The following is a 23,787-nucleotide window of genomic DNA, read 5'->3' as shown; positions in this document are numbered from 1 at the left end:
CGTGGACATCCTTCACGAACGCCTTCGTGTCCGACCGAGTTGGCGGGGGCTGCTACAGCTGTAGGAGCGCTGCACGCCGGCCGCATCGTCCGCGGTTCGGGCAATCGTCCGGCCCCAGTGCGCGGCCTCGATCCGGGAGAACGGGGAGCGGGCCAGCACGTTCTGGTGGCGCCCGACCGGGTGCGTGTAGGTGCCCTGCTCAGCAGGATGTCCAGCAGCACCTGCCTGGCCTGAGCGGCTTGTCCGACGCCGGAGACACGATGGTCCATGGCAGCGACCTCTCGGCAAGTAGCACTGCCGGAAAGGAGTCTGGTTCGTTAGTAGTATCGGACAGTTGCTGATGGTGCATCAGAAAGGTCAGCAAAAAGTCAGCATCGATCCGATTAGACCGTGCCACACATGGCCGAACATGAGACCCGGCGAGCCCTCGGCTTCGAGCCTCAGGACGGCCCGCATGCTAATGAGGGGCGCCTTCTCGCCGCAGCCCGAGTAGCGCCCCTTGTGCACCAGGCGGCAACCGCCAGGCACAGGCAGCGAACAACATCTCCGCAGGTCAGCGAACCCGTCCGCGAGCCTTCAGGGGGAGGCCGGGCAGCTCCGGAGCCCGAAGCCGGGCACCGTCGTAGCCATGCACTTCACCGAAGCGCGAGCTCTTCTCCCAGTCGTTTCGTGCCTGTACGATCTCCTCACCGGATCGGCCGATGAAGTTCCACCACATGACGATCTGCTCCTCGAAGGGCGTGCCGCCGAGGAGGACGAGCCGGGCCGGGGCGTCGGCGGTGTTGGTGAGGGTCAGGGTGGTGGGGCCGGGGGCGAGGTAGCCGAGGTCGCCGGGGTGGAGGTCGGCGTCGGCGAGGCGGACCTCGCCGTGGTCGACGAGGACGCCGTGCTCGAAGGCCGGGTCGACGGTCAGGGTGACGGTGGCGTGCGGGGCGAGGGTGAGCTCGGCGCCGAGGAGCGGGGTGAAGGTCGGGACGGGGGAGGTGCGGCCGGCCAGGGTGCCGAGGAAGACGCGGGCCTCGCCGCCGTCCAGGGTGACGGCCTCGGGCACGTGGTGGTGGAAGTCCCGTGCGGTGTCGCGGTGTTCGTCGGGCAGCACGACCCAGAGCTGGACGCCGTGCAGCACGGTGGTCGCCGGGGTGGAGACCTCGGAGTGGCAGATGCCGTGGCCCGAGGTCATCAGGTTGAGCTCGCCCGGGCGGACGAAGGCGTGGACGCCGAGGCTGTCCCGGTGCTCGATCTCGCCGGTGAAGAGCCAGCTCACGGTCTGCAGACCGGTGTGGGGGTGCGGGGCGACGTCCATGCCGCCGGTCAGGGCGACGTCGTCGGGGCCGTAGTGGTCGACGAAGCACCAGGCGCCGATCAGCCGGCGGGAGCGGTGCGGCAGGGTGCGGCGGACGGTCATCGCGCGCGGCCCGCCGAGCGGGACGTCCCGGGGGGACATGACCTCGACGTACGGGCGGTCCTGCGGCTCCTGCGGCTCCTGGTGCTGAGCGGCGGGGCGCGGCTCGGTCTCGGCGGTGCTCACGGTTGTGGTCCTTCCCGGGGACGGCGCCCAGTAGATAGTTCTAGATTCAACTATTATGGCATGGCAGAGTGTCGAAGCGTCGAACGGCAGCGAGCCGAGTCGACGGCGGCAACGGGAAGTCTAGGAGTCCAGGTGAGTGACGTGACGGTGGTTCCGGCGGAGCGACGGGTGTTCATCGACAAGCAGAGCCCCAAGGCCTACAAGGCGCTGCTCGCCGCCGCGGAGGCGGCCCGGGAGGCCGCGGCCGAGGCCGGGCTGGACCGGCGACTGGTGGAGCTGGTCAACCTGCGGGTCTCTCAGATCAACGGCTGCGCCTTCTGCCTGCACGTGCACACCCGGGCCGCGCTGCGCGAGGGCGAGACCACCCAGCGCCTGGGCGTGCTCCCGGCCTGGCGGGACACCGAGCTGTTCACCGCCCGGGAGCGCGCGGCGCTGGCCCTGGCCGAGGCGACCACGAACCCGGCGGACGCGGCGCTGCAGGCGGCCGCCTACGGGTCCGCGCGGGAGGTGTTCAGCGAGGAGGAGCTCTCGGCGGCGATCTGGGTGGCCATCACCATCAACTCCTTCAACCGGGTGTCGATCATGAGCAAGCACCCGGTCCGCCCGACGCCGGGGCTCTGACGGTCCGACTCTGACGTTCCGGCTCTGACCTCCCGGCTCCGACCTCCCCGCCGGGGCTTCGGGCAGGCCGGTCGGCCTCCCCCGTTCGGCGTAGCGCCTACGTTGGTGGGAGTACGACGGGTTCCTCCCGGTGGAGGATGACGGAGTATCAGGTCGGCGGCGAGGCTGTGAACTCGGAGGCGGGCGGGGTCCGCCGTGGACGAGGGGGCCGCATGGCACGTCGTACGAGTTCCATGATGGTGGTGGCAGCGGCGGTCTGCCTGGCGCTCGCCGGGCCGGTCGTCTCGGCCGGCGCCGTCGAGCAGGGTGCCGTCGCACCGCCTGTTGCCGTGCCGCCTGTCGCCGCGCCGCCCGTCGCCGACCGGGCCGAGGGCGCCGCACGGATGGCCGCGCTGCGGGCGGTGACGGACGCCGGGGCGGCCGCGGCGATCGCCGAGGTCCGTGGCGGGGGCGGCGTCTGGCGCGCCGGTACGGGCGTCGCCGACCTCGCGACCGGTGCCCCGGTGCGGGTGGACGGGCGGTTCCGCGCCGGGAGCATCACCAAGGTCCTCACCGCCACCACCGTGCTGCAGCTGGTGGGGGAGGGCCGGCTCGGCCTGGACGACCCGATCGGGCGCCACCTGCCGGGGGTGGTCCCCGACGGCGGACGGATCACCGTCCGTCAGCTGCTCAACCACAGCTCCGGCCTGTGGGATCCGACCAACGAGGCGGGCGGACTGTTCCCGCACACCACGGATCCCGCCGTGATCCGTGACTGGCTCGACCAGGGCGGTCTGACCCGCAGCATCACCCCGGCGCAGGTGGTGGCCGCCTCGGTGGCGCACGCGCCCAACTTCCCGCCGGGGGCGAAGTTCAGCTACTCCAACGTCAACTACACCCTGCTCGGCATGATCATCGAACGGGTCACCGGCCATGGCTACGCCCAGGAGATCACCGCGCGTATCCTGCGGCCGCTGGGGATGACCGGCACGTACTTCCCCGGCGCGGCCACCGACGTCCGGGGCCCGCACGCCCACGGCTACTGGACGCTCGCCGAGGGCCCGGCGCCGGAGGACCGCAAGGACCGGGACGTCACCGTGGAGAGCGTCACCTGGGCGAACTCCGCGGGCGAGCTGATATCCACCCTGGCCGACCTGAACCGCTTCGAGCAGGCCCTGGTGGGCGGCCGGCTGCTTTCGCCCCAGCTGATGCGGCAGATGACGACCACCATCCCGGTGGAGATCGACGGCAAGCCCTCGGCCCTGGCGTACGGCCTGGGACTGGCCCGGCTGGAGCTGTCCTGCGGGCCGGTGTACGGGCACGACGGCGGGATGCCCGGATTCAGCTCGCAGCTCTGGAGCTCGGGCAGCCGGCAGGTCGCGATGTCCGTGACGTCCAGGGGCGACGAGGCGCAGGCCGTCCGGCAACTCGCCGCGCAGGGCGGCTTCCTGGAGGAGGCCTTCTGCGGCAACCACCGGGGCGGGGGTGACGCCCGGCCGATGCTCCGCTGAGCCGACGGCAGCCGGCGCCCGCACTGCACCGGAGGCCGGTCCGCCCGACAGAATGAGGCTCCGAGCAGAGCGGAGCACCTCGTTCGACGGTGGGTGCCCGGAGCCAGGGGAGGGGGAGCGCGTGTGAACGTGGCCGGAGGGCTGGTCGACGGCCGGTTCCGACTCGCGGCGCCGCTGGGGCGCGGCGGCATGGGGGAGGTGTGGCTGGCCGACGACCTCAGGCTCGGCCGACGGGTGGCGGTCAAGTTCCTGCCCCGGGGCCTGGATCCGGATGAGGACGAGGAGTCGGTGGCCCGCTTCCACCGCGAGGCCCAGGTGGCCGCCGGGCTCCAACACCCCGGGCTGGTCCAGGTCTTCGACAACGGCGAGCAGGACGGGCAGCTGTACCTGGTGATGGAGTTGCTGCGCGGCCGAAACCTGCGGACCGTGCTGCGGGAGGACGGGCCGCTGCCGGTGCGCCGGGCCGTCGAGCTGGCCGCGCAGACCGCCGAGGCGCTGTCCTGCGCCCACCGGGCCGGCATCGTCCACCGGGACGTCAAGCCCGCCAACCTCATGCTGCTCCCGGACGGCCGGGTGAAGGTCTGCGACTTCGGCCTCGCCGGCTACCTCCACTCGGCCACCGGCCTGACCCGCTCGGGCGTCGTCATGGGCACCCCCGACTACATGTCCCCCGAGCAGTGCCGGGGCCGGTCGGTGGACGAGCGGGCCGACCTGTACGCGCTCGGCTGCGTCCTGCTCGCGCTGCTCACCGGGCAGCCGCCGTTCCCGGGCCGCCGCGACGTCTGGCCGCTGCTCCAGGACCACATCCGGACCCCGCCCCCGCGGCTGTCCGAGCGGCGGCCGGGCGTGCCGGCGGCGCTGGACGGCCTGGTCGCCGAGCTTCTCGCCAAGGACCCGGCGGACCGGCCGCGCTTCGCCGGTGAGGTCGCGGACCGGCTCAGGGCGCTGCTCGAACCGGGCACCCCGCCCCGGGCGCCCGCCGCACCCGCCGGCTCGGGGTACCGGATCGAGGTGTTCCAGAACCAGTACAAGCTGCCGGACGCGACCGACGCGGACGCGATCCTGACCGTGCGCGGCGCGGCGCTCGACCCGGCGGGCGCGGCGGTCTCGGCTCCGCAGGCGCTGGTCTTCCTGGTCGGCCTCTCCACGGGGCTGTCCCCGGCAGCCCTCCGCGCGGTGACCGACGCCGTCGCGGCCACCGTCGACGCCCTGGACGACGAGGTCTGGTTCGCCGTCGTCGAGGGCTCCGAGTACGCGCGGATGCTCTACCCCGACAGCAGGCGGCTGGTCCGCGCGACCCCCGGGACGAGGGCGGAGGCCCGGGCCGCGCTCGCCGGGCTGGAGCCGCTGCGCACAGCCGCCTTCGGCCGGTGGCTCCGGCTGGCCGACCAGCTCCTGGCCGGACACCCGGACGCGGACCGCACTGCGGTGCTCCTGATGGACGGGCGGGACGACGCGGAGGAACCGGCCGAACTCGCCGCCGCGCTCGCCTCCTGCACGGACCGCTTCCGCTGCCACGTCCGCGGCATCGGCGTCGACTGGGAGGTCGCGCAGGGCCGTGCGGTCTCCGCCGCGCTGGCCGGTACCCTCGACCTCGTCCACCTGCCCGACACGCCCGAGACGGCCGCCGCACTGCGGCGCGAACTCAGCGGGATCGTCCTCGGCAGCCGCCGCGCCCGTGGGCGCGACCTCGCGTTGCGCGTCACGACGGCGGCCGGCGCCGGGGTCGGCTTCCTGAAACAGGTCGCGCCCGAGCCGACGGACCTGACCGGAGCCGGGCACCCGGTCGGGCCTGGGGCGACGGAGTACCGGGTGGACGTCCCGGACGGAAAGACCTGCGACTACCACCTGCGCGTGCTGCTGCCGCCCGGCCCGGCCACCGCTGAGTTCGCGGCCGCTGCCCTGGAGCTCGTCCAGCTCCCGCCGGCCGGCGACGGCCGGACCCTGGCCCGCGCGACGATGCTCGTCGTGCCCACCACGGACTGGTGAGGGCGGACAATGGCGGACGTGACAGACATGACGCTCAACCTCTGGCGGCAGCCGCTCGGCCCGGTGGCCGCCGAGGTGCTCAGCTCGGTGTGGGACCGCAACGACCTGACCGTGCTCATCCTCGCCGAAGGCGCGCTCTCCGAACTCCCGCCCGGCATCAGCCGGTTGATGCGGCTGCGCACCCTCGACCTCGGCCACAACCTGTTCACCGAGGTGCCCGCCGAACTGACCCGGCTCACCTGGCTCCGGGACTTCCTCTACCTGCACGACAACCAGCTCACCGAACTGCCGGACGGCATCGGGAAGCTCACCCGACTGCGGTACCTCAACGTGGGCGAGAACCGGCTCACCGAACTCCCCTTCGCCATCGGAAAGATGACCGAACTGGTCGAACTGCGCGCCCAGCACAACCGGCTCGCCGCGCTGCCGGAGTCCATCGGCGCCCTCGGCGAGCTGCGCGAACTCTGGTTGCGCGGCAACGAGTTGGCCCGCCTCCCGGCTTCCTTCGCGCTGCTCTCCGAACTGCGCGAACTGGAAGTGCGGGAGAACAGGCTCGGTGAGTTCCCCGCCGTCCTCGCCGGGCTGCCGCGGCTGCGCCGCCTGGACCTCCGCACCAACGGGATCACCGAACTGCCCGAGTGGCTGGCCGACCCGGCCACGCTGCCCGCGCTGGAGAAGCTCGACCTGCGGTGGAACGACGTCCAGGTGTCGGACCGGGTGCGGGAGGCGCTCGCCGAGCGCGGCTGCGCCCTGCTGAGGTGAACCGCCCGTGCTGTGAGCTCGCCCATAAAGATCAACACGCAGGTCGGGGAGCTGCTACCGTGGACGGCATGAAGCGCGCTGCACTCGCCACGACGACGCCGGAAAGAGTCCCGGCGCGCTGACTGCTGACCAAGTCCGAAGCCCCGGGGCGAGTGCCCCGGGGCTTCGTCGTTCCCGGTCCCACTCGCCCGCACCGTCCAGAGTGGAGACCACCCCATGAACGAGCAGCCCTTCAACGGCAAGTCCATGAACGAGCAGCCCGTGAACGACCGGCCCGCCCGGCACCAGGCCGCGCACGACCACCGCAAGCTCGGCCGCGAGCTCGACCTGTTCGACACCGACCCGCTGATGGGCTCCGGCCTGCCCTACTGGCTGCCCGACGGCGCCGCGATCCGGCACGCCCTGGAGGAGTTCATCCGCGGCCGCGAGCGCCGGGCCGGCTACCGCCACGTCTACTCGCCGGTGCTCGGCAAGCGCGAGCTGTACGAGATCTCCGGCCACTGGGACCACTACCGCGAGGACATGTTCCCACCCATGCAACTCGGCTCGGAGGAGATGGTGCTGCGCCCCAGCCTGTGTCCGCACCACGCGCTGATCTTCCGCTCCCGCCCGCACAGCTACCGGGAACTGCCGCTGCGGATGGCCGAGTTGGGCGGGATGTATCGCTCCGAGCTGTCCGGTGTGCTGGGCGGGCTGACCAGGGTGCGGGCGATCCAGCTGAACGACGCCCACGTCTTCTGCACCCCGGAGCAGGCCGCCGGGGAGGCCGTCGCCGCCCTGGAGCTGATTCGCGAGGCGCACCGGGCGCTCGGCATCGTGCCGGTCCGCTACCGGCTCTCGCTGCCCGGCGAGGGCGGCAAGTACGTGGCCGACCCGGAGCTGTGGAGCCGAGCCACCGCGCTGCTGACCGACGTACTGGAGCGCTCCGGGGTGCCGTTCGAGGCGGCCGAGGGTGAGGCCGCGTTCTACGGGCCCAAGATCGACGTGCAGATCGCCGACGGCGCCGGGCGCGAGTTCACCCTCTCCACCGTCCAGATCGACTTTCACCAGCCCGAGCGCTTCAACCTGCACTACATCGGCCCGGACGGCGCCAAGCACCGCCCGGTGATGGTGCACCGCAGCGTGATCGGCAGCGTCGAGCGGGTGGTCGCCCACCTGATCGAGCTGTACGGCGGGGCGTTCCCGGCCTGGCTGGCGCCGGCCCAGGTGGTGCTGCTGCCGATCTCCGGCGCCGAGGTGGCGCAGGCCGAGCGGTTGCGGCAGCGCTGCCTGGACCTCGGGCTGCGGGCCGAGGTGGCCGGGCCGGAGCACGGCAGCCTGGGCGCCCGGATCCGCGAGGCCCGGCTGGTGCCCTACCAGGCGGTGATCGGCGCCGAGGAGGCGGTGGACGACCGGGTCGCGCTGCGGCTGCGGGACGGCCGCCGACTGGAGCCGATGGCGGCGGAGGAGGCCTGGGCGCGGATCGGCGCCCTGGTCGCGGACTGCAGTGCCGAGCTGTGGCGGGACGCGCCCGCCGGGTGAACCCGGGGCATACGTACGACTAGTGCGATGTGCGGTGTGTCGGCGGGGTCGGGGAGGGCGGTCGCCCGTCGAATGGGCGGGGCGGCCGAGTCCCCGGCCGCCGCCGTCCCCACCCTTCCGGAGGTGCCCGTGCGCAGACCGCGCAGATTCACCACTCCCGTCCTCACCGCCTGCCTCGCCCTCGCCGGGGCGCCGGCCGCCGCCCCGGCGAGCTCGGCCGGGCTCCGCCCGCTGCCGGTGCCCGAGGTCCAGTACTGCGCCGCTGTCCTCGGGCATCTGCCCGGCGCCGGCCCCGACGGGGTGTCGCCGGTGCTCGGCCGGGCCTGCTCGCCGGGCTCCCGTGCCGACGCGCTCGCCCTGGCCGACGGCCGCACCCGCACGGCGGAGCAGCCGGCCGACCGGACGCTGCTGCTGGAGGAGTTCAAGGACGCCGACTACCAGGGCGGCGTCATCTATTCCTTCTACGGTGACGCCGGGGGGTGCGACGGGACCGGCTACCACCTGGTCAACTACATCGGCGTGGCGCTGAGCGTCTCCTCGATGAAGGGCTACAACAACTGCAACGCCGTCCACCTCTGGTCGACCCTCAGTGTGGAGAAGACCATGGACCTGCCCGCCTCCTACCTGGGCGCGAACTTCAACGACGCGGTCCGCGAGCTGCAGGTCTTCCACCGCTGAGCGCTGCCGCCGCCGCTGCCGGCCGCTGGCGGCGCTGACCGCCGGGGAGCGCGCCCCCGGCGGTCCCGGTCAGTAGGACTGCAGCTCGATCAAGTGCCCCTCGGGGTCGCGCAGATGGGCGCTGCGCAGGTTCGGGCCCCACTCCGGGCGGTCGGTGGCCGGGACGGCGAGGACGCCGCCGTGCCCGAGGCAGAGGGCGAGCGCCTCGTCCACGTCGTCGACCCGGAAGACCAGCATCGCGGTGTCCTGGGTGGGGGTGGCCGGCCGGGCGGGCAGTCCGGCGGTGCCCAGGGTGGCGGACATCATGGCGCGGTCGTAGAGCGCCAGGACGGCCTGGTCGTCGACGTCCCAGTTGGCGTACGGGCCCTCGGGCGTGCCCTTGACCAGGGTGGCGCCGGTGAACGCGGGGAGGACGGCGCGGTAGAAGCCGAAGGTCTCGGCGAAGCGGGTGACGAGCAGACGGGGGTAGAGGGCGTCCACGGTCGAACTCCAGATGGCTCCGAGTTAGTGGGTCGGGGCCCACTATAGGGAGAAACCCTAGAATGCCGCCATGGCCTCCGAGATCCCCGTCCCGCCCGACGCGCTGCCGCCGACCCTGCTCGACCTCAGCACCTTCCTGCTCGCCCGGATCGGCCGGACGGCGCGGGCCCGGCTCGCCGGGCAGCTGGCCGAACGCGGCCTGCGGCTCTGGGACATGGCGGTGCTGGCGGCGCTCGCCGACTTCGGGCCGCAGGCGCAGCGGGACCTGGTGCGGCGCTTGGGCATCGACCCGAGCGACCTCGCCAAGGTCGCCGACCAGCTCGGCGCGGCCGGGTACGTCGAGCGCACCCGGGACCAGGCGGACCGGCGGCGGGTCTCGGTGTCGGTCACCGCCGCCGGGCGGGAGCTGCTGGCCGAGCTGGAGGCCGGTGCCCGGACGGTGCAGGACGAGGTGCTGGCGCCGCTGGGCCCGGCGGAGCGCCGGGTGCTGCAGGAGCTGCTGCTGCGGGTGGAGCTGGGGGCGCCGTCCTGGCGCGGCGCCGGGTGAGCTCGGGCGGGTGGGCTCGGGCGGATGGGCTCAGGCGGGCGTGGGCCCCGGGCGGCGTCCGCCGGCGAACTCGCCCGCCCAGCGCGGGACGTCGAGCACCTTCTCGACCCGGGCGATCAGGGTGCCGGTGCGCTCGGCGTGGATCATCGCGCCGTCGCCCGCGTAGATGCCGACGTGGTGCAGCGGGGCGTCGGTGCGGGAGAAGAACAGCAGGTCCCCTGGGGCCAGGGCGTCGCGCTCGACCGGGGCACTGCGGTGGAACTGGGCCACGGTGTAGTGCGCGAGCTCGACGGTGCCCTGGCTGGCGCGGTACCAGCAGTACAGGGACAGCCCGCTGCAGTCGAAGCCGACCGTGCTCTCGCCCAGGCAGACGCCGTTGAGGTAGCCGTTCTCCTCGTCGCAGAAGCCGAGGCCCGGGCCCAGCCGGTCGCCGCCGCCCCAGGCGTACGGGATGCCGATCTGCGCCTCGGCCACGGCGGCGACCCGCCGGCCGAGGGCGGCGGCGGGGTCGGTGGGAGCGGGGCCGGTCGGGGCGGACGCCGGTGCGGCGTTGGCGGGTTGGGCCGCAGTGGCGAGCGCCGGGGCGAGGCCCGCGCCGAGGGCGAGGCCGAGCACGCTGCGGCGTCCGACTGCGGAGGCGTGGTCACGGTCGGGCAGTTGGGACTCCATCGGTCGGCTCTCCCGGGTCGGTCGCGGTACGGGGGGTATGGGCCCGTGCCGGTGTCGGCACGGGTCGGCACCAGGATCGGGGTTCGGCGGCACCGCCCGCCATCACCCGCAACGGTGAATCGTGGGCACACGGGCCTTGGCGGGGCGGGGAGTTCACCCGAAATCGGTTTGACGGCCGTTCGGGCGTGGGCCAACGATGGGCGCGAACGTTCGGTCGCGATACCCCGGAGGGTCCCATGAACAGCGCGGTCAAGCTGGTCCGCAGCACGCGCCTGACCCAGGCCGTCGACTACGCCTATGCGGCGGTGGTCGACGCCCCGGCCCGTTCGCTCTGGCTCGCCGGGGCCTGCCCGCTGGACGAGGAGGGCCGCACGGTCGCGGTCGGCGACTACGAGGGCCAGGCCCATCAGGTGATGCGCAATCTGATAACCGTGCTGGAGGACGCGGGCGCGGGGCTGACGGACATCGCCCGGACCACCGTGTACGTCGCCTCCGGTGACCAGGCGGACTTGGTGAAGGTGTGGAACGTCTACCGCTCCTACCTGGGGGAGCACGACGCGCCCAGCACGCTGCTCGGGGTCTCCGTGCTCGGCTACTCGGACCAGCTGGTGGAGGTGGAGGCGGTGGCCGTGCTGCCCTGACGGTCCCGGGAGGGGCGGGTGCCGGGTCGGTGCGGCGTTCCAGGCGATTTCGTGCGACACGAACCAGGTGCGGCGATCCTGTCGTCACTCTCCGTGCTCAACTGTCCGTGCTTCGGGCGAGGGCCCCGAGGCGCGCTCAGCCCGAGACACTCGGAGAGGCCCGGATCCTTGCTCCCTGCACTGATGTCGAGGAAAGCCCGGACGGTCGCCGCCGCCGCGGCCATCGCACTGGTGCCTGCCGCGCCGGCCGGCCCCGCGACGGCCGCCGTCGCGGTCGGTACGGTCTACGGCAGGCCGACCCCGGGCGCGCCGACCACCGACACGGCCACGCTCCAGCACGCGAAGAGGGTGGCCCCGCTCAACGCACTCGCCGACGCCCTCGACGAGCAGGGCCGTGCCGACCACGCCGACGCCTACGGCAACCTCTCCGTGGACGAGGACGGCGGCACCGTCACCCTCTACGCCCTCTCCGAGGAGCAGGGCCGCAGGCTCGTCGACACGGCGAAGGCCGCGCACCCGGACATCGACGCGGGCCTCGTCCGGTTCGCCCACGCCGACTATGCCAAGCGGGACTTGGCGGCCCTGGTCGACCGGATCCTCCAGGCCACCGCGGTGGAGCGGGCGGACGACCTGGAGGTCTACACGGTCGCCGTGAACCCGGACGCCTCGGGCATCACCGTGACCGGCCGGGCGGACCGGCTCGACTCCGTCCGGAACTCGGTCCGGAACTCGATCCGGGACTCGGTCCGGTCCGGCGCCGCTTCGGCCGACAGCGCGGTTTCCGCCGCTTCCACCGCGCCGGTCGAGGTCGTCGCGGGCGACCCGGCGCGGGCCGCGACCTGGCGCTGGGACGAGGACCGGCCCCAGATGGGCGGGGACGTCCTCCTCGCTCCGGCCCACGAGGCGGGCTACGTGGCGCGCTGCACCAGCGGCCTGGCCACCGAGGACCCCACCGGCCGGGACTACCTGCTGACCGCCGCCCACTGCTTCCCCAGCGGTTCCGAGGTCCACGGGGAGGGCGACCCGGTCGGGCAGTTCGGGACGCGCGACGGTGGCCGGATCGGCCGGGTGGTGAAGGTCCTGGACCGCTTCGTGGACGCAGAGGTCATCGACACCGGAGGCAGCAACGGCTCCGGCTCCAAGGCCCGCGAGGCCGACACCCCGGCCGGACGGTGGTACCGGGTCACCACGGTCGGGCGCTCCCACAACGGCCAGTCGGTCTGCCAGGACGGCGCCCGCTCCTACTACACCGGCCACGGCGTGCCCTGCGGCATCAAGGTGCAGAACGACAGCATCGCCTACACCCTGGCCTGGGAAGACGGCTCGGTCCACGCGGTGTACGGTGTCGTCGGCCACAACGCGAACTGGGCCTGCACCCAGGGCGACTCGGGCGGGCTGGTCTTCACCGTCAGCAACAATACCGACCGCGAGGGCCGGGGTCTCGTCTCGGCCGACTCGGCCGGCAAGGACGGCCCCCGGGTCATGTACTGGGCCCAGGCCCCCGACATCCTGAACATCATCGGCCAGCGGCTGAACCCGCATCACTGAGCGGTCCGGGCGCTCAGGACGAGGCGGCGGCGAGCAGGGCGTCCAGCTTCCGGTAGCCCTCGACCACGCCGCGCTCCATGCCACTGGCCAGGATCGCGTCCCGGGCCACCAGGCTGTCGACCACCGACAGGATGGTGACGCGGGTGCGACCCCCGCCGACCGGCTCGAAGACGGCGGTGTCCAGCGAGACGCCGTCCGGCACGCCCTCGAAGGTGAAGGTCTGGACGAGCCGGGAGGCCGGCCGGACTTCGTGGAAGGAGCCGTAGAAGGCGGCGACCTGCTGGCCCTCGCGGTGCACGGAGTAGCGGTAGTGGCCGCCGGTGCGGGCCTCCCACTCGTCGATCTTCATGTCGAGGTCGACGGGCCCGAGCCACTGCGCGACCAGCTGGGGCTCGATCCAGGCCCGGAACACCCGCTCCTGCGGGGCGTCGAACTCGCGGACGATCCTGATGGTGGGCAGTGCGGGGTCCGCCTCGATGCGGGTCTCCCGGTCGGTGGTGGAGGTCATGACGGGGCTCCTTCGGTGGGTTGCGGGCGGGTGCCGGTTCGATCGGCACCGGCCCGGTTCGGGGTGGGGTCCGCAGGGGTGCCGCTGGTGTCGGGGTTGGTGCCGGTGTCAGGGCCGTCGGATTCAGGGCCGTCGCCCAGGGCCGCGAGGACGGCGTCCAGGCGGCTGAAGCGGGCCTCGGCCTGCCGGCGGTAGCGCTCGATCCAGCTCGTCATCAAGTCGAACACCTGCGGCTCCAGGTGGCACGGCCGCCGCTGGGCGTCCCGGCTGCGGCTGACCAACCCGGCCTCCTCCAGCACCTTGAGGTGCTTGGAGACGGCCTGGAGGGACATCGCGTAGGACTCCGCCAGCTCGCCGACGGTGGCGTCCCGGACCGAGAGCCGGGCGACGATGTCGCGCCGGGTCGGATCGGCCAGGGCGACGAACGCCCTGGAGAGCTGGTCGACGGCCACGGTGGCACCTCTGTTCTTCCTCAACCGATTGGTTGAGGACAACGCTACTCCCGCCTGCCCGGGTATTCAACCGTTTGGTTGTGGAAGTGGCGGGGTCGGGTCTCCGGCGAAGGGGCTCTCCGAGAAGAAACCAATCGTTCGGTTTTCCTGGCGGCAGTGCTGCCCGACGGCCGCGTTCGTCCGCGGATCGCCCGGGAGGCGCGGCTCGTGATTCCCAACTCCGGAACTGGCGGGATCTGGAGGAGAACTCGTGGGGTGGGTGGGGGAGAAGAGGAGGAGTCGGCTGATTCCTCGACATCGTCTTGTCGCCCCCAGGTGGCCCGTAGCTAAGATACGGGGTGTTTGGTTTTGTTTTCCCGGAGCTCAGGGCGGGGTGGTTGCGGTGGCACGGCAGGAACGGGCGCTCCGGACGCGTCGGCTGATCCTCGAGGCCGCGGCGTCGGTCTTCGACGAGTTCGGCTACGAGGGCGCGACCATCGGGGAGGTGGTCTCCCGGGCCGGTGTGACGCGAGGTGCGGTTTATTTCCATTTCGCCTCGAAGCGGGATCTCGCGCAAGGCGTCGTGGAGGAGCAGTTCGTTCAGGACGGAGTGCCGGAACGGAGCTGCAAACTCCAGGAGTTCGTGGACACCGGGATGGTGGTCGCGCATCTGATGCCGCGTGACCCGCTGCTCAGCGCGGGTGCCCGGCTCTCGCTCGGCCAGGACGTGTTCGACGATCTCGGTGGTGGTGCGATCCCCGGCTGGATCAGCCGGATGGAGGCGCTGCTGGTCGCCGCCGGCGAGCGCGGCGAACTGCTGCCGCACGTCGTCCCGGCCGACACCGCGTGGCTGATCACCGCTGCCTGGACGGGAGTTCAGATCCAGTCGCAGAAGCTCTCCGGCCGGAGTGACCTGGAACTGCGGGTGTCCGGGCTCTATCAGCACCTGATGCCGAGTATCGCGGTGCCCGGGGTGCTCGGTTCGCTGCAGATGGGGCCGGACCGCGGTGGCCAGGTGGTCGCGGAAGTCACGGCGGCCCGGGCGGCGGAGGGCGGCGGGGTCGAGTCCGAGGCCGGGGCGGTTGCGGACGGGGTCGGCGTGGGCTGACCGGCCCGGCCTCGCGGCTCGGGGCCGGCCGGAAACGGCCCTGGCCGGGTCGAGTCGGCCGAGTCGGGTCGGCTGCTCGCCGGGCCGGAGCAGGTGCGGAACCGAAGCCGGAGCAGGTGCGGTCGCGGGCGAATTGATGGCGGCGCGGGATCCACGGGGTCCGACGCCGCCTTCGCTTTGCGCAGGGGCGGACACGAAGGGTGCTGTGGCATCGACGCATGGTGATGGCGGCAGGTCGCGGGGTGCACGCGGATGCCCGGGTTCCAGAAACAAACAGCGCGTTCGGTTTTGTATTGACAAACCGCACGTCCTGTTTTTCACTGGAGACAGTTGACCCTGGGGTGTCGACCCGGGTGCCGGCCGCGGCGGAAGTGCCGTGGCGTTCCGTGTGATTGGGGTGGTCATCGTGGAAATTCGGGTGCTCGGGGCGTTGGACGTCCGGGTGTGCGGGGTGTCGGTAGTGCCGACGGCGCCCAAGCCCCGCCAGGTGCTCGGGCTGTTGGCGCTGCGCGCGGACCAGGTGGTCCCGGCGGGTGTCCTCGCCGAGGAGCTGTGGTCCGGCCGCCCGCCGCGCAGCGCGCGCACCACGGTGCAGACGTACGTGCTGCAGCTGCGCGACCTGATCGACCGGGCGCTGGCCCGGGCCGGGGCGACGGCCGGGGTCTCCTGCGCCAAGGACGTCCTGGTGACCTCGCCCGGCGGCTACATGCTGAACAGCGGCAACGGGATGACGGACGTGCGGGAGTTCGAGCGGCTGGCCGGGACGGGCTACCGGGCGATGGACGCGGACGACCACCCGTTGGCCGCCCGGATGCTCGGTGAGGCGCTGGCGCTGTGGCGCGGTCCGGCCTTCGCGGACGTCCCGGTGGGCGGTCAACTCGCCGTGGAGGCGAAGCGGTTGGAGGAGACCCGGCTCTGTGCGCTGGACCAGCGGATCGAGGCGGACCTGCGGCTGGGCCGGCACCGGGTGCTGCTGGCCGAACTGACGGTGCTGGTCGACCGCTACCGCACCCATGAGAGCCTGCACGGCCAGTACATGGTCGCCCTGCACCGCTCCGGCCGCCGGGGCGAGGCCCTGGAGGCCTACCAGCGCCTGCGCAACACCCTGGTACGGGAGTTGGGCATGGAGCCGTCCGCCGGACTGCGCCGCCTCCAGCGCTCCATCCTGCTGGCCGGCCCGGAGCGGGCGGAGCGCGAGCCCGCCGCGGCGGCGCCGCAGCCGGGTACCGCACCGGTCGCGGCACCGGCTACGGCACCGGCCGGGGCGGGCCGGTTCACCAGGGTCGGCTGAGCCGGGTCGGCGGAGGAGGAACGGCTGCGGCGCAGGGGGCGGCGTCCTTCGGGGGCGCTGCCGGGAATCGGTCGGAACGGGCTGGTCGCTGTGAGGGGTTGTGGGACGGGTGGTCCAGGAAAGGTCGGAACGGACACGCGGACGGCTGGTGGAGGCGGGGGCGGCACTGTTCGACCGCTGCGGGTACGCCGGAGCCACGCTCGGGGAGATCGCCCGGGCCGCCGGGGTGACGAAGGGGGCGCTCTACTTCCACTTCGCCTCCAAGGAGGAGCTGGCCAGAGCGGTGTTCGCGCAGGCCGAGGGATCGCTGCGGGCCGCCTGCGGGGCGCTGTGCTCCGCCTCCTCGCCGCTCCAGGCCCTGATCGACGCCGGGTACTGGCTGGTGGACGCGCTGGGCTCGGACGCGGTCATCCGGGCGGCCTTCCGCCTCGGGCGCGACGGCGATGGCGGTGACGGCGGTGACGGCGGCGAATCGCCGGGGGAGCTCCGCTCCGCACCGCCGTCCGGCGGCTTCCCGGGCCTGCGGGGCTTCCACGGCGTCTGGGCCGGTGAGGTCCGGGACCTGCTGTCCGGTGCCCGCCGGGCGGGCGAACTGCGCGACCGCTCGGGCGGGCTCGGACCGGAGACCCTGGTGGTGACGGCGGCCTGCGGGCTGGAGGTGGTCTTCGCCGACGGCTGCCCGGGGGAGGAGCGGGCCCGCCGGGTGGGCGCCCTGTGGGACTGGCTGCTGCCCTGCCTCGTCCCGCCGGGCAGCTCGGACGGGTACCGCACCAGGCCGATGGCGCCGCAACCGGCCTGACGCCGGTCGGGCGTCCCGCCCGGCGTTTTCGCGTGACCGCAGCGGACAGCCGCTCCTGCGGGTGGCCACCGCGGGTCCGGCCTCGGGTAGCCGATGGGCTCCGGGAGGTCCGGACGGGCCTCCCCACCCCTCGGAGCGACCACCACGGGGCCCGCGCGGTCGGGCGCCCGGTCACGGTCCGGAGGACTCCGGCGCGGTCGGCGCCTGCCTCCGTCGGCCGTCGGTGGGCTGCCGGCCGGCGGCGGGTCGGTGCACCAGGGTGGCGAGGAGTTCGGCGACGGTGGGGCCGGCGTCGGCGGGGTGCCGCAGCTGTTTGGCGGCGGTGACGCTGTAGTGGTTGGTGCGGCCTCGGCGTTCGTGGCTGAGGTACCCGGTCCGTTCGAGGTCGGTGATGATGCGCTGGACGGCGCGTTCGGTGAGCAGGCAGCAGGTGGCGATGTCGCGCACCCGGATGCCGGGGTCGCGGGCGATCTGGACGAGGACGCGGGCGTGGTTGGTCAGGAAGGTCCACTGCCGCTCGGTCGCTCTCCCACTGGCCATACGTCCACACCTCCACCATAGGACCCCTATTTCACCAATGCCGAAGCATGACAAGGAGGTCGTGCATCGGTGGACGTGTCCGGCCAGGGGGCGAGCGCGTCGGTGTGGCGGCCGGTCGGGGGCCGGTCGCCACGGTGGGTGACGTTGGCCGTCCCGGTGGTCGTTCCGGAGCCGGGACGTACCGGGCGGTTGCCCGGTGCCGACCGCGGCAAACCGCGCGGGTCCGTGCGGATTCCACCCGCGGTGGCCCGCAGACGGCCCGCGTTCGGTCCCGCCCTGCCGGGGGACACGCCCGGTTCGGGGGGAGCCGAGGACGAGGAGCCCTGAGGTGCGGGCCACGCCGGGCCGCAAGGACTGCGGGAGCTGGGGGAGCGGATGCCGGCCGTGCGCGAGACCGCGCCGCGCCGGCCGACCGGCGGCGGAGTGCTGCACCGCATCGCCGACGCCCTGGAGGGCTGAACCGTGCGCCCCGACGAAGACCTGCTGGAGCAGCTCACCGCCGACCACCGGGTTCACCCGCCTGCTCACCGACCGCCTCACCGCACCCTGGAGGACCGTTCGCTGAGCCGCTGGGGTCGGACCGTCGTTCGGGTGGAGCGGCGGACGGGCGGTCCGGCCCCAGCGGTCGTAGCGTCGCCGGTATGGCAAGCGACGACACGACGGTGGTGGGAGTGCGCTCGGCGGAGGAGGTGTTCGCCGCGCTGGAGGACGTGGGCGGGCGTCGCAGGCCGTGGAGCGGGTACGAGCACGGACTGCTGGGCGCCTACCGGTGGGCCGTCGGAGCCCAGGTCGGAGCCCCCGTGACCGGCGCGGCGGCGGTGGGAGCGCTGGGCCCGTGCCGGGCCCAGCTGCTGGCGGAGTGCCAGGCCGCCGCCGTCCGCCTCCGCGAGGACGCCGCCCGCGGGAGTGACGCGGAGCGCTCCCTGGGCGCCTACTCCGCCCTCGCCTGGCTCTGCGGCCACCACGACGACCGGCCCGACCGCCCGGAGGCCGGCCCCGGCCGGCCGTGACCCCGGCGCCCGCTCGAAGGAACCGCTCCGCGACGGTCCCCCGGAGGGCGGAGGCGGGCCGCGGTCGCGCGCCGTCTCGTGAGCGGGGGCGCAGCACCGGAGCAGCGCCAGGACAGCACCTGTCGCCGACTGGCTGAGGCCTCAGCGGTCGACGCCGCCCATCACCGGGTCGATGCTCGCCACCGCGACGATGACGTCCGCGATCTGGCCGCCTTCGCACATCGCGGCCACCGCCTGGAGGTTGGTGAACGACGGGTCCCGGAAGTGCACCCGGTACGGGCGCGTCCCGCCGTCGGAGACGACGTGGGCGCCCAGCTCGCCCCGGGCGGACTCGATTGCCGCGTAGGCCTGGCCGACCGGGACCGGGAAGCCCTCGGTGACCAGCTTGAAGTGGTGGATCAGGGCTTCCATGGACTCGCCCATGATCTTGCGGACGTGGTCGAGCGAGTTGCCCAACCCGTCGGGACCGAGCGAGAGTTGGGCGGGCCAGGCGATCTTCTTGTCGGCCACCATGACCGGGCCCGGGCGCAGCCGGTCCAGGCACTGCTCGACGATCCGCAGCGACTGCTTCATCTCCTCCAGCCGGATCAGGAAGCGGCCGTAGGAGTCGGCGGTGTCCGCGGTCGCGACCTCGAAGTCGTAGTCCTGGTAGCCGCAGTACGGGTCGGTCTTGCGCAGGTCGTGCGGCAGGCCGGCGGCGCGCAGGATCGGACCGGTGGCGCCGAGGGCCAGGCAGCCGGCCAGGTCGAGGCGGCCGACGTCGACCAGGCGGGCCTTGAAGGCCGGGTTGCGGGTCGCCAGCTTGTCGTACTCCGGCAGCCGCTCGCGCAGCAGCCGGACGCTCTCGCGGACCTGGTCGACCGCGCCCGGGGGCAGGTCCTGGGCCAGGCCGCCCGGGCGCACGTACGCGTGGTTCATCCGCAGGCCCGTCACCAGCTCGAGGACGTCGAGGACGACTTCGCGGTCCCGGAAGCCGTAGACCATCAGGGTGGTGGAGCCGATCTCCATGCCGCCGGCGGCCAGCGCCACCAGGTGTGAGGCGATCCGGTTGAGTTCCATCATCATCACCCGGATGACGCCGGCCCGGTCCGGGACGTCGTCGGTGATGCCGAGCAGCTTCTCGACCGCCAGGCAGTAGGCGGTCTCGTTGAACAGCGGGGCCAGGTAGTCCATGCGGGTCACGAAGGTGGTGCCCTGGACCCAGTTGCGGAACTCCATGTTCTTCTCGATGCCGGTGTGGAGGTAGCCGATGCCGCAGCGGGCCTCCTTGACCGTCTCGCCGTCGGTCTCCAGGATCAGCCGCAGCACGCCGTGGGTGGACGGGTGCTGGGGGCCCATGTTGACGATGATCCGCTCGTCGTCCGCCCGTTTCCGTCCCTGAGCGGCATCGGCGACCTCGTCCCAGTCACCGCCGGTGACGGTGTAGACCCGACCCTCGGTGGTGTCCCGTGCTCCTGCCGACTCGCGCTCGGTGTCGCTCATCAGTCGTCTGACCTCCGCCCGGGCCGCCGGTCGTGCCCGTCCTTCGATCCTGCCCCCGCGGCAGCGGAGGGGGCGACCGCGGGCTCGGGGAACGGCGCCCGGTTCAGGCGGTGCGCCGGGCCTCCGTCACCCCCCCTGGCCAGGCGCACCCGCACCAGCGCGGCCGCCGGCCGGGGCAGGTCCGCCGCCGGCCTGGGCCTCGCGGCAGAAGACGTCGGCGGCCACCGGTCCGATCCGGGGGAAGGCACAGCAGGCGGTCAGGCGGGGCGCAGTTCGAGCGTGCAGCACTTCGGTCCGCCGCCGCCCTTGAGGAGTTCGGGCATCCGGACCGGTACGGGGACGTACCCTTCGGCGTGGAGGCGGGCGGCCAGTCCGCGGGCGGCGGCGGGCAGGACGACGTGGCGGCCGTCGCTGACGGCGTTGAGCCCGAACGCCACCGCGTCCGCCTCGGAGGCGAGGACCGCCCGCGGGTAGAGCGCGTGCAGCAGGCGCCTGCTGATGGGGGCGAACGCGGGCGGGTAGTACATGATCCGGTCGTCGTCGAGGACGGCGAGCGCGGTGTCGAGGTGGTAGAACCGCGGGTCGACCAGGGTCAGGGTGACCACCGGGCGGCCCAGGAGGCGGCGGGCCTCGCGGTGCGCCGCCCGGCTCGTGCGGAAGCCCGTGGCGGCCAGGATCCGCGGCCCCGCGAGCAGGAAGTCGCCCTCGCCCTCGTTGACCGGCCCCGCCGTGTGCACCGGCCGGTAGCCCGAAGCCGTGAACCAACGCCGGTGAGCCTCCGCCTCCGCCGCGCGCTGGTGGTGTCGGAAGCGGGCGACCAGGACCCGGCCGTCGACCACGGTGGCGCCGTTCGCGGTGAACACCATGTCCGGCAACCCCGGTACGGGGGAGAGGAGTTCGACGCGGTGCCCGAGGTCGAGCAGCACGGCGCGCAGCCCGTTCCACTGTCGGAGCGCCGTGCCCGGGTCGACCGGCCGGGCCGGGTCCATCCACGGGTTGATGGCGTACTCCACGGCGAAGTGGCGGGGCGGGCAGAGCAGGTAGCGGCGGCGCCTGGCCGCCCGAGCGGATCCGGATGTCTCCATGGGCCGCGCGTGCCCGGAGCGGTGGGCGGGAAACGGTCGGGAGCCGTCGGGATCCGTGCGGCGTGGGCGAGGGCCGGCCGGGTCGACGGCGTCGGCCTCCACGTGCTCCCGGGCGAACAGCTGGTCCGGCACGGGGGCGTGGAGCAACTGATCGCCGGCGAGCCGGAATCGGCGCCGGACATCGCCTTCGGGCCGGCGGCCGCGCAGGTCGTCGAGGGCCGGTTCGCCGACCGGCTGCGGGCGGGCCGATTCGGGTCCGGATATTCCGGGCACCCGCCCAACCGTCCGAACCACGACGACCTCACCGCGACGACTTCGGAAGAGGAGCGAACCATGACCACGCGTGACGACCACGGGACCCAGCCGGACGAATCGGCCCAGGAACGTTCTGCCGAGGAGCGTTCGATCACCGCCCCCACCCCGGCCGACGTCCGGGAGAAGGCGGCGGGGCCGGTCGGGGGCCGGCAGCGGTCCGCCGAGGAGCGTTCGATCACCGCCCCCACCCCGGCCGACGTCCGGCGCAAGGGCGAGGGACCGCAACCTGGCATGGATAATCGGACAAATCGGAAAAAACAGTCCGAATCGTGAATTCGATGTCGTGTGTCGGGGTACAAGCCCCGTGGCGGCGGCCGCAGCCGATTCCGGTGGCCGCGCCGGCACCCACCGGGTGCCACCGGGACCTTCGCTTGAAGAAGCCGGGCACAGGTCCTGGGGGCAGAAGTCCACAGCGCGCGAGCGGCCCGCGTTCGCGGAGCTGGGCGTTCACCCCGATGCCCAGGAGAAGCAAGTGTCCACCCTTCCGGAGACCGTTCACCACGCCGTGCGGGCGACCGCCGGCCTCCCGTCCGATCCGACCCCGTCCGAGCTGCCGCCCCGGTTCACCGAGGCCGAGCTGCGCGCCATGGGCAAGACCGAAGCGCGCGAACTGAGCGACGCGCTGTTCGAGCGGCTGATCGGCCTGGCCCGCGAGAGCTACGCGTACAGCTACGTCCGTGGCACGATCATCGAGCTGAACATGCCGCTGGTGCGCTTCATCGCGGCCCGCTTCCGCCACCGCGCGGAGGACATGGAGGACATCCTCCAGGTCGGCACGATCGGCCTGATCAAGGCCGTCGACGGCTACGACCCGCATCGCGGCGTCGTGTTCGTCACCTACGCCATCCCCACCATCGCCGGCGAGATCAAGCGATTCTTCCGCGACACCTCCTGGCCCGTACGGGTACCGCGCAGCATGCAGGAGCTCTACCTGGGAGTCGCCCGCGGCTCCGACCGGCTGGAACAGGAACTCGGCCGCCTGCCCAGCCCCGCGGAGATCGCCGAGTACCTCGACCTCACCCCGGAACAGGCCACCGAAGGACTCGTGGCCGGCCGGGTCTACCGCTCCGACTCCCTGGACGCACTGCGCGAACAGGACACCGACGAAGGCGGCAGCGCGATCCTGGACCGTCTCGGCGACTGCGACCCCGGCATCGAACTCGCCGACTTCCGCACCGCCGTACGACCCCTGCTGGCCCACCTCCCCGAACGCGAACAGACCGTACTCAAACTGCGCTTCTGGGACGGCCTGACCCAGTCCGAGATCGCCGCCCGGATCGGCGTCTCCCAGATGCACGTCTCCCGACTGCTCAGCACCACCCTGCACAGGCTGCGCGAGCGCCTGGAGGACCACGACGCACCCGGCTGGTCGGACACGCCGCCGGACGGTCCGGGCCACCCGGAGCCGCCGGACGGCGCCCAACACGGGTCCGCCGTCCGAGCGGCGGACCCGGCGTGACCGAGCTCCGGAGCGGGGTGCGGACCGGGCGCAGGTGGGTAGGCGCGACGGCGACGGGAGGTACCACGTGCCGACGTGCGACGAGAAGACGCTGGGCCGGGTCCTGGCGCGGGCGCTGGTCCGCTCCCGGGCGGACGGACCGGGCGACCTGCCCGGCTTGGTGGAGGAGGCGGTCCGCGGCCTGGGCGGCACCGGAGCACGCCTGTTCCTGGCCGACGTCCAGCAGCGGCACCTCGTTCCGCTGCCAGAACCGTCGGGCGCGGATCCGGGCGAGCCCCTCGACATCGAGTCCACCCTCGCGGGGCGCGCCTACCGACTCCGGCGCACCCAGTTCTCCGCCGGTCCCTCGTCCGTCGCCTGGTTCCCCCTGGTCGACGGGATCGAGCGGATCGGCGTCCTGCGGGTGTCGCTCCCGCGGCCGGTACCGGACGCGGTCATCCGCTGGGAGGCCCTGGCGACGGTCGTGGCCCTGCTGGTGGTCTCCAAGGGCGCGTTCAGCGACGTGATCGTCCGTACGACGCGAGACCGCCCGATGAGCCTCCAGGCCGAACTCCTCTGGGCCTTCCTGCCGCCGCGTACCATCGGCACCCGCGACGTCACCTCCAGCGCGGTCGTCGAACCCGCCTACGAGGTCGGCGGGGACGCCTTCGACCACTCGGTCGCGGGTGGGCGGCTCCACCTGTCCGTGTTCGACGCGATGGGGCACGACCTCGCCTCCGGCGGCGCCAGCTCGGTGGCCCTGGCCGCGTGCCGCAGCACCCGCCGGGCCGGCGGCGACCTCGCGGCGATCGCGCAGACCATCGACCGCACCCTCTGCCGCTGGATTCCCGACCGGCTGCTGACCGCCGTCGTCGCCGACCTGGACGCGGCCACCGGCGAACTCGCCTGGATCAACTGCGGCCACCCGACACCGCTGCTCATCCGCGGTCGGCACGTGGTCGCCGAAGCCCTGCAGCGGCGCGCCGAACTCCCGCTCGGACTCGGCTTCCACGAGCACGGACAGCAACCCGTCCACCACCTCAGGCTCCAGCCCGGCGACCGGCTGCTGGTCTACACCGACGGCGTGACCGACGCCCGCTCGGCCACCGGCGAGACCTTCGGCGAGGAGCGTCTGACCGACACCCTCGTCCGGCACATGGCGGGCGGCGAACCCGCCCCCGAGGCCCTCCGCCAGCTGATCCACGCGCTGCTCGCCCACCAGGACCACCGCCTGCGCGACGACGCCACGATCGCTCTCGTCGAGTGGCACCCCGACGGCCGGGGCGAGTGAGGCCCTTCCGGCTCA

Annotated in this window: 24 protein-coding genes; 16 read left to right on the top strand and 8 right to left on the bottom strand. The window is 73.2% G+C overall.

Annotated features, from left to right (window positions below; all coding sequences use genetic code 11):
- Positions 1–553: 553 nt before the first annotated feature.
- Entirely contained in the window at positions 554–1,528 is a 975-nt protein-coding gene (locus tag ABTY61_RS06685) for a pirin family protein (protein WP_502895233.1), read from the bottom strand.
- 132 nt (positions 1,529–1,660) lie between these two features.
- On the opposite strand from ABTY61_RS06685, the gene ABTY61_RS06680 reads away from it, so the two are divergent.
- The 6 genes from ABTY61_RS06680 to ABTY61_RS06655 all read left to right on the top strand — a co-directional run bounded on the left by ABTY61_RS06680 (position 1,661) and on the right by ABTY61_RS06655 (position 8,589).
- Complete coding sequence (locus tag ABTY61_RS06680) at positions 1,661–2,149, top strand: carboxymuconolactone decarboxylase family protein (protein WP_350503825.1); 489 nt, start codon at positions 1,661–1,663, stop codon at positions 2,147–2,149.
- Positions 2,150–2,361: 212 nt separating this feature from the next.
- A complete protein-coding gene (locus ABTY61_RS06675) occupies positions 2,362–3,639 on the top strand; it encodes a serine hydrolase domain-containing protein (protein WP_350503824.1) in 1,278 nt (425 codons plus the stop codon).
- Between the two features lie 123 nt (positions 3,640–3,762).
- On the top strand, positions 3,763–5,628 hold the full coding sequence (locus tag ABTY61_RS06670; protein ID WP_350503823.1) for a serine/threonine-protein kinase: 1,866 nt from the start codon (positions 3,763–3,765) through the stop codon (positions 5,626–5,628).
- A 27-nt stretch (positions 5,629–5,655) separates the two neighbouring features.
- Positions 5,656–6,390 (top strand): leucine-rich repeat domain-containing protein, encoded by a 735-nt coding sequence (locus ABTY61_RS06665; RefSeq protein WP_350503989.1) that lies wholly within the window; start codon positions 5,656–5,658, stop codon positions 6,388–6,390.
- 246 nt (positions 6,391–6,636) lie between these two features.
- Positions 6,637–7,911 (top strand): threonine--tRNA ligase, encoded by a 1,275-nt coding sequence (gene thrS, locus ABTY61_RS06660; protein WP_350503988.1) that lies wholly within the window; start codon positions 6,637–6,639, stop codon positions 7,909–7,911.
- Positions 7,912–8,034: 123 nt separating this feature from the next.
- On the top strand, positions 8,035–8,589 hold the full coding sequence (locus tag ABTY61_RS06655; protein WP_350503822.1) for a hypothetical protein: 555 nt from the start codon (positions 8,035–8,037) through the stop codon (positions 8,587–8,589).
- Between the two features lie 69 nt (positions 8,590–8,658).
- On the opposite strand, the gene ABTY61_RS06650 is transcribed toward ABTY61_RS06655, so the two are convergent.
- Entirely contained in the window at positions 8,659–9,069 is a 411-nt protein-coding gene (locus ABTY61_RS06650) for a VOC family protein (protein ID WP_350503821.1), read from the bottom strand.
- Positions 9,070–9,139: 70 nt separating this feature from the next.
- Between ABTY61_RS06650 and ABTY61_RS06645 the strand changes: the two genes are divergently transcribed.
- Positions 9,140–9,616 (top strand): MarR family winged helix-turn-helix transcriptional regulator, encoded by a 477-nt coding sequence (locus ABTY61_RS06645; protein WP_350503820.1) that lies wholly within the window; start codon positions 9,140–9,142, stop codon positions 9,614–9,616.
- Positions 9,617–9,646: 30 nt separating this feature from the next.
- On the opposite strand, the gene ABTY61_RS06640 is transcribed toward ABTY61_RS06645, so the two are convergent.
- A complete protein-coding gene (locus tag ABTY61_RS06640; RefSeq protein WP_350503819.1) occupies positions 9,647–10,285 on the bottom strand; it encodes a C40 family peptidase in 639 nt (212 codons plus the stop codon).
- A gap of 236 nt (positions 10,286–10,521) precedes the next feature.
- Between ABTY61_RS06640 and ABTY61_RS06635 the strand changes: the two genes are divergently transcribed.
- Complete coding sequence (locus ABTY61_RS06635) at positions 10,522–10,926, top strand: RidA family protein (RefSeq protein ID WP_350503818.1); 405 nt, start codon at positions 10,522–10,524, stop codon at positions 10,924–10,926.
- A 183-nt stretch (positions 10,927–11,109) separates the two neighbouring features.
- A complete protein-coding gene (locus tag ABTY61_RS06630; RefSeq protein WP_350503817.1) occupies positions 11,110–12,474 on the top strand; it encodes a chymotrypsin family serine protease in 1,365 nt (454 codons plus the stop codon).
- A gap of 13 nt (positions 12,475–12,487) precedes the next feature.
- Here the strand turns inward: ABTY61_RS06630 and ABTY61_RS06625 are convergent, their stop codons facing one another.
- On the bottom strand, positions 12,488–12,982 hold the full coding sequence (locus ABTY61_RS06625; protein ID WP_350503816.1) for an SRPBCC family protein: 495 nt from the start codon (positions 12,980–12,982) through the stop codon (positions 12,488–12,490).
- Positions 12,979–13,434, bottom strand: coding sequence for an ArsR/SmtB family transcription factor (locus ABTY61_RS06620; RefSeq protein WP_350503815.1), 456 nt, complete (start codon positions 13,432–13,434; stop codon positions 12,979–12,981). Before ABTY61_RS06620 ends, ABTY61_RS06625 begins: the two co-directional genes overlap by 4 nt.
- A gap of 382 nt (positions 13,435–13,816) precedes the next feature.
- On the opposite strand from ABTY61_RS06620, the gene ABTY61_RS06615 reads away from it, so the two are divergent.
- The 3 genes from ABTY61_RS06615 to ABTY61_RS06605 all read left to right on the top strand — a co-directional run bounded on the left by ABTY61_RS06615 (position 13,817) and on the right by ABTY61_RS06605 (position 16,611).
- Complete coding sequence (locus ABTY61_RS06615; protein WP_350503814.1) at positions 13,817–14,521, top strand: ScbR family autoregulator-binding transcription factor; 705 nt, start codon at positions 13,817–13,819, stop codon at positions 14,519–14,521.
- A 406-nt stretch (positions 14,522–14,927) separates the two neighbouring features.
- Complete coding sequence (locus ABTY61_RS06610) at positions 14,928–15,812, top strand: AfsR/SARP family transcriptional regulator (protein WP_350503813.1); 885 nt, start codon at positions 14,928–14,930, stop codon at positions 15,810–15,812.
- Between the two features lie 100 nt (positions 15,813–15,912).
- The gene (locus ABTY61_RS06605) at positions 15,913–16,611 is read left to right on the top strand and encodes a ScbR family autoregulator-binding transcription factor (protein ID WP_350503812.1); all 699 of its coding nucleotides are present in this window, start codon (positions 15,913–15,915) and stop codon (positions 16,609–16,611) included.
- A gap of 171 nt (positions 16,612–16,782) precedes the next feature.
- Here ABTY61_RS06605 and ABTY61_RS06600 read toward each other — a convergent pair whose 3' ends face one another.
- On the bottom strand, positions 16,783–17,151 hold the full coding sequence (locus ABTY61_RS06600) for a helix-turn-helix transcriptional regulator (protein WP_350503811.1): 369 nt from the start codon (positions 17,149–17,151) through the stop codon (positions 16,783–16,785).
- A gap of 641 nt (positions 17,152–17,792) precedes the next feature.
- On the opposite strand from ABTY61_RS06600, the gene ABTY61_RS06595 reads away from it, so the two are divergent.
- Entirely contained in the window at positions 17,793–18,161 is a 369-nt protein-coding gene (locus ABTY61_RS06595) for a hypothetical protein (RefSeq protein WP_350503810.1), read from the top strand.
- A 141-nt stretch (positions 18,162–18,302) separates the two neighbouring features.
- On the opposite strand, the gene ABTY61_RS06590 is transcribed toward ABTY61_RS06595, so the two are convergent.
- Together ABTY61_RS06590 and ddaH are read right to left on the bottom strand one after the other, a co-directional pair.
- Positions 18,303–19,643: an NADH-quinone oxidoreductase subunit D gene (locus ABTY61_RS06590; protein ID WP_350503809.1), complete on the bottom strand. Its 1,341-nt coding sequence runs from the start codon at positions 19,641–19,643 to the stop codon at positions 18,303–18,305.
- 257 nt (positions 19,644–19,900) lie between these two features.
- Positions 19,901–20,728: a dimethylargininase gene (gene ddaH / locus ABTY61_RS06585; protein ID WP_350503808.1), complete on the bottom strand. Its 828-nt coding sequence runs from the start codon at positions 20,726–20,728 to the stop codon at positions 19,901–19,903.
- Between the two features lie 138 nt (positions 20,729–20,866).
- Here ddaH and ABTY61_RS06580 point away from each other — a divergent pair, with 138 nt between their 5' ends.
- From ABTY61_RS06580 to ABTY61_RS06570, 3 genes are all read left to right on the top strand, one after another.
- Complete coding sequence (locus ABTY61_RS06580; protein WP_350503807.1) at positions 20,867–21,316, top strand: hypothetical protein; 450 nt, start codon at positions 20,867–20,869, stop codon at positions 21,314–21,316.
- 199 nt (positions 21,317–21,515) lie between these two features.
- Positions 21,516–22,502 carry a SigB/SigF/SigG family RNA polymerase sigma factor gene (locus ABTY61_RS06575; protein WP_350503806.1) on the top strand — a complete coding sequence of 329 codons (987 nt, stop codon included), beginning with the start codon at positions 21,516–21,518 and terminating at the stop codon, positions 22,500–22,502.
- A 67-nt stretch (positions 22,503–22,569) separates the two neighbouring features.
- Positions 22,570–23,772 carry a PP2C family protein-serine/threonine phosphatase gene (locus ABTY61_RS06570; RefSeq protein WP_350503805.1) on the top strand — a complete coding sequence of 401 codons (1,203 nt, stop codon included), beginning with the start codon at positions 22,570–22,572 and terminating at the stop codon, positions 23,770–23,772.
- Positions 23,773–23,787: the final 15 nt, after the last annotated feature.

This window comes from Kitasatospora sp. NPDC096128, assembly GCF_040303105.1.
In the GTDB taxonomy this organism is placed as follows: Bacteria; Actinomycetota; Actinomycetes; order Streptomycetales; family Streptomycetaceae; genus Kitasatospora.
This window is presented reverse-complemented; position numbering and strand designations above follow the sequence as displayed.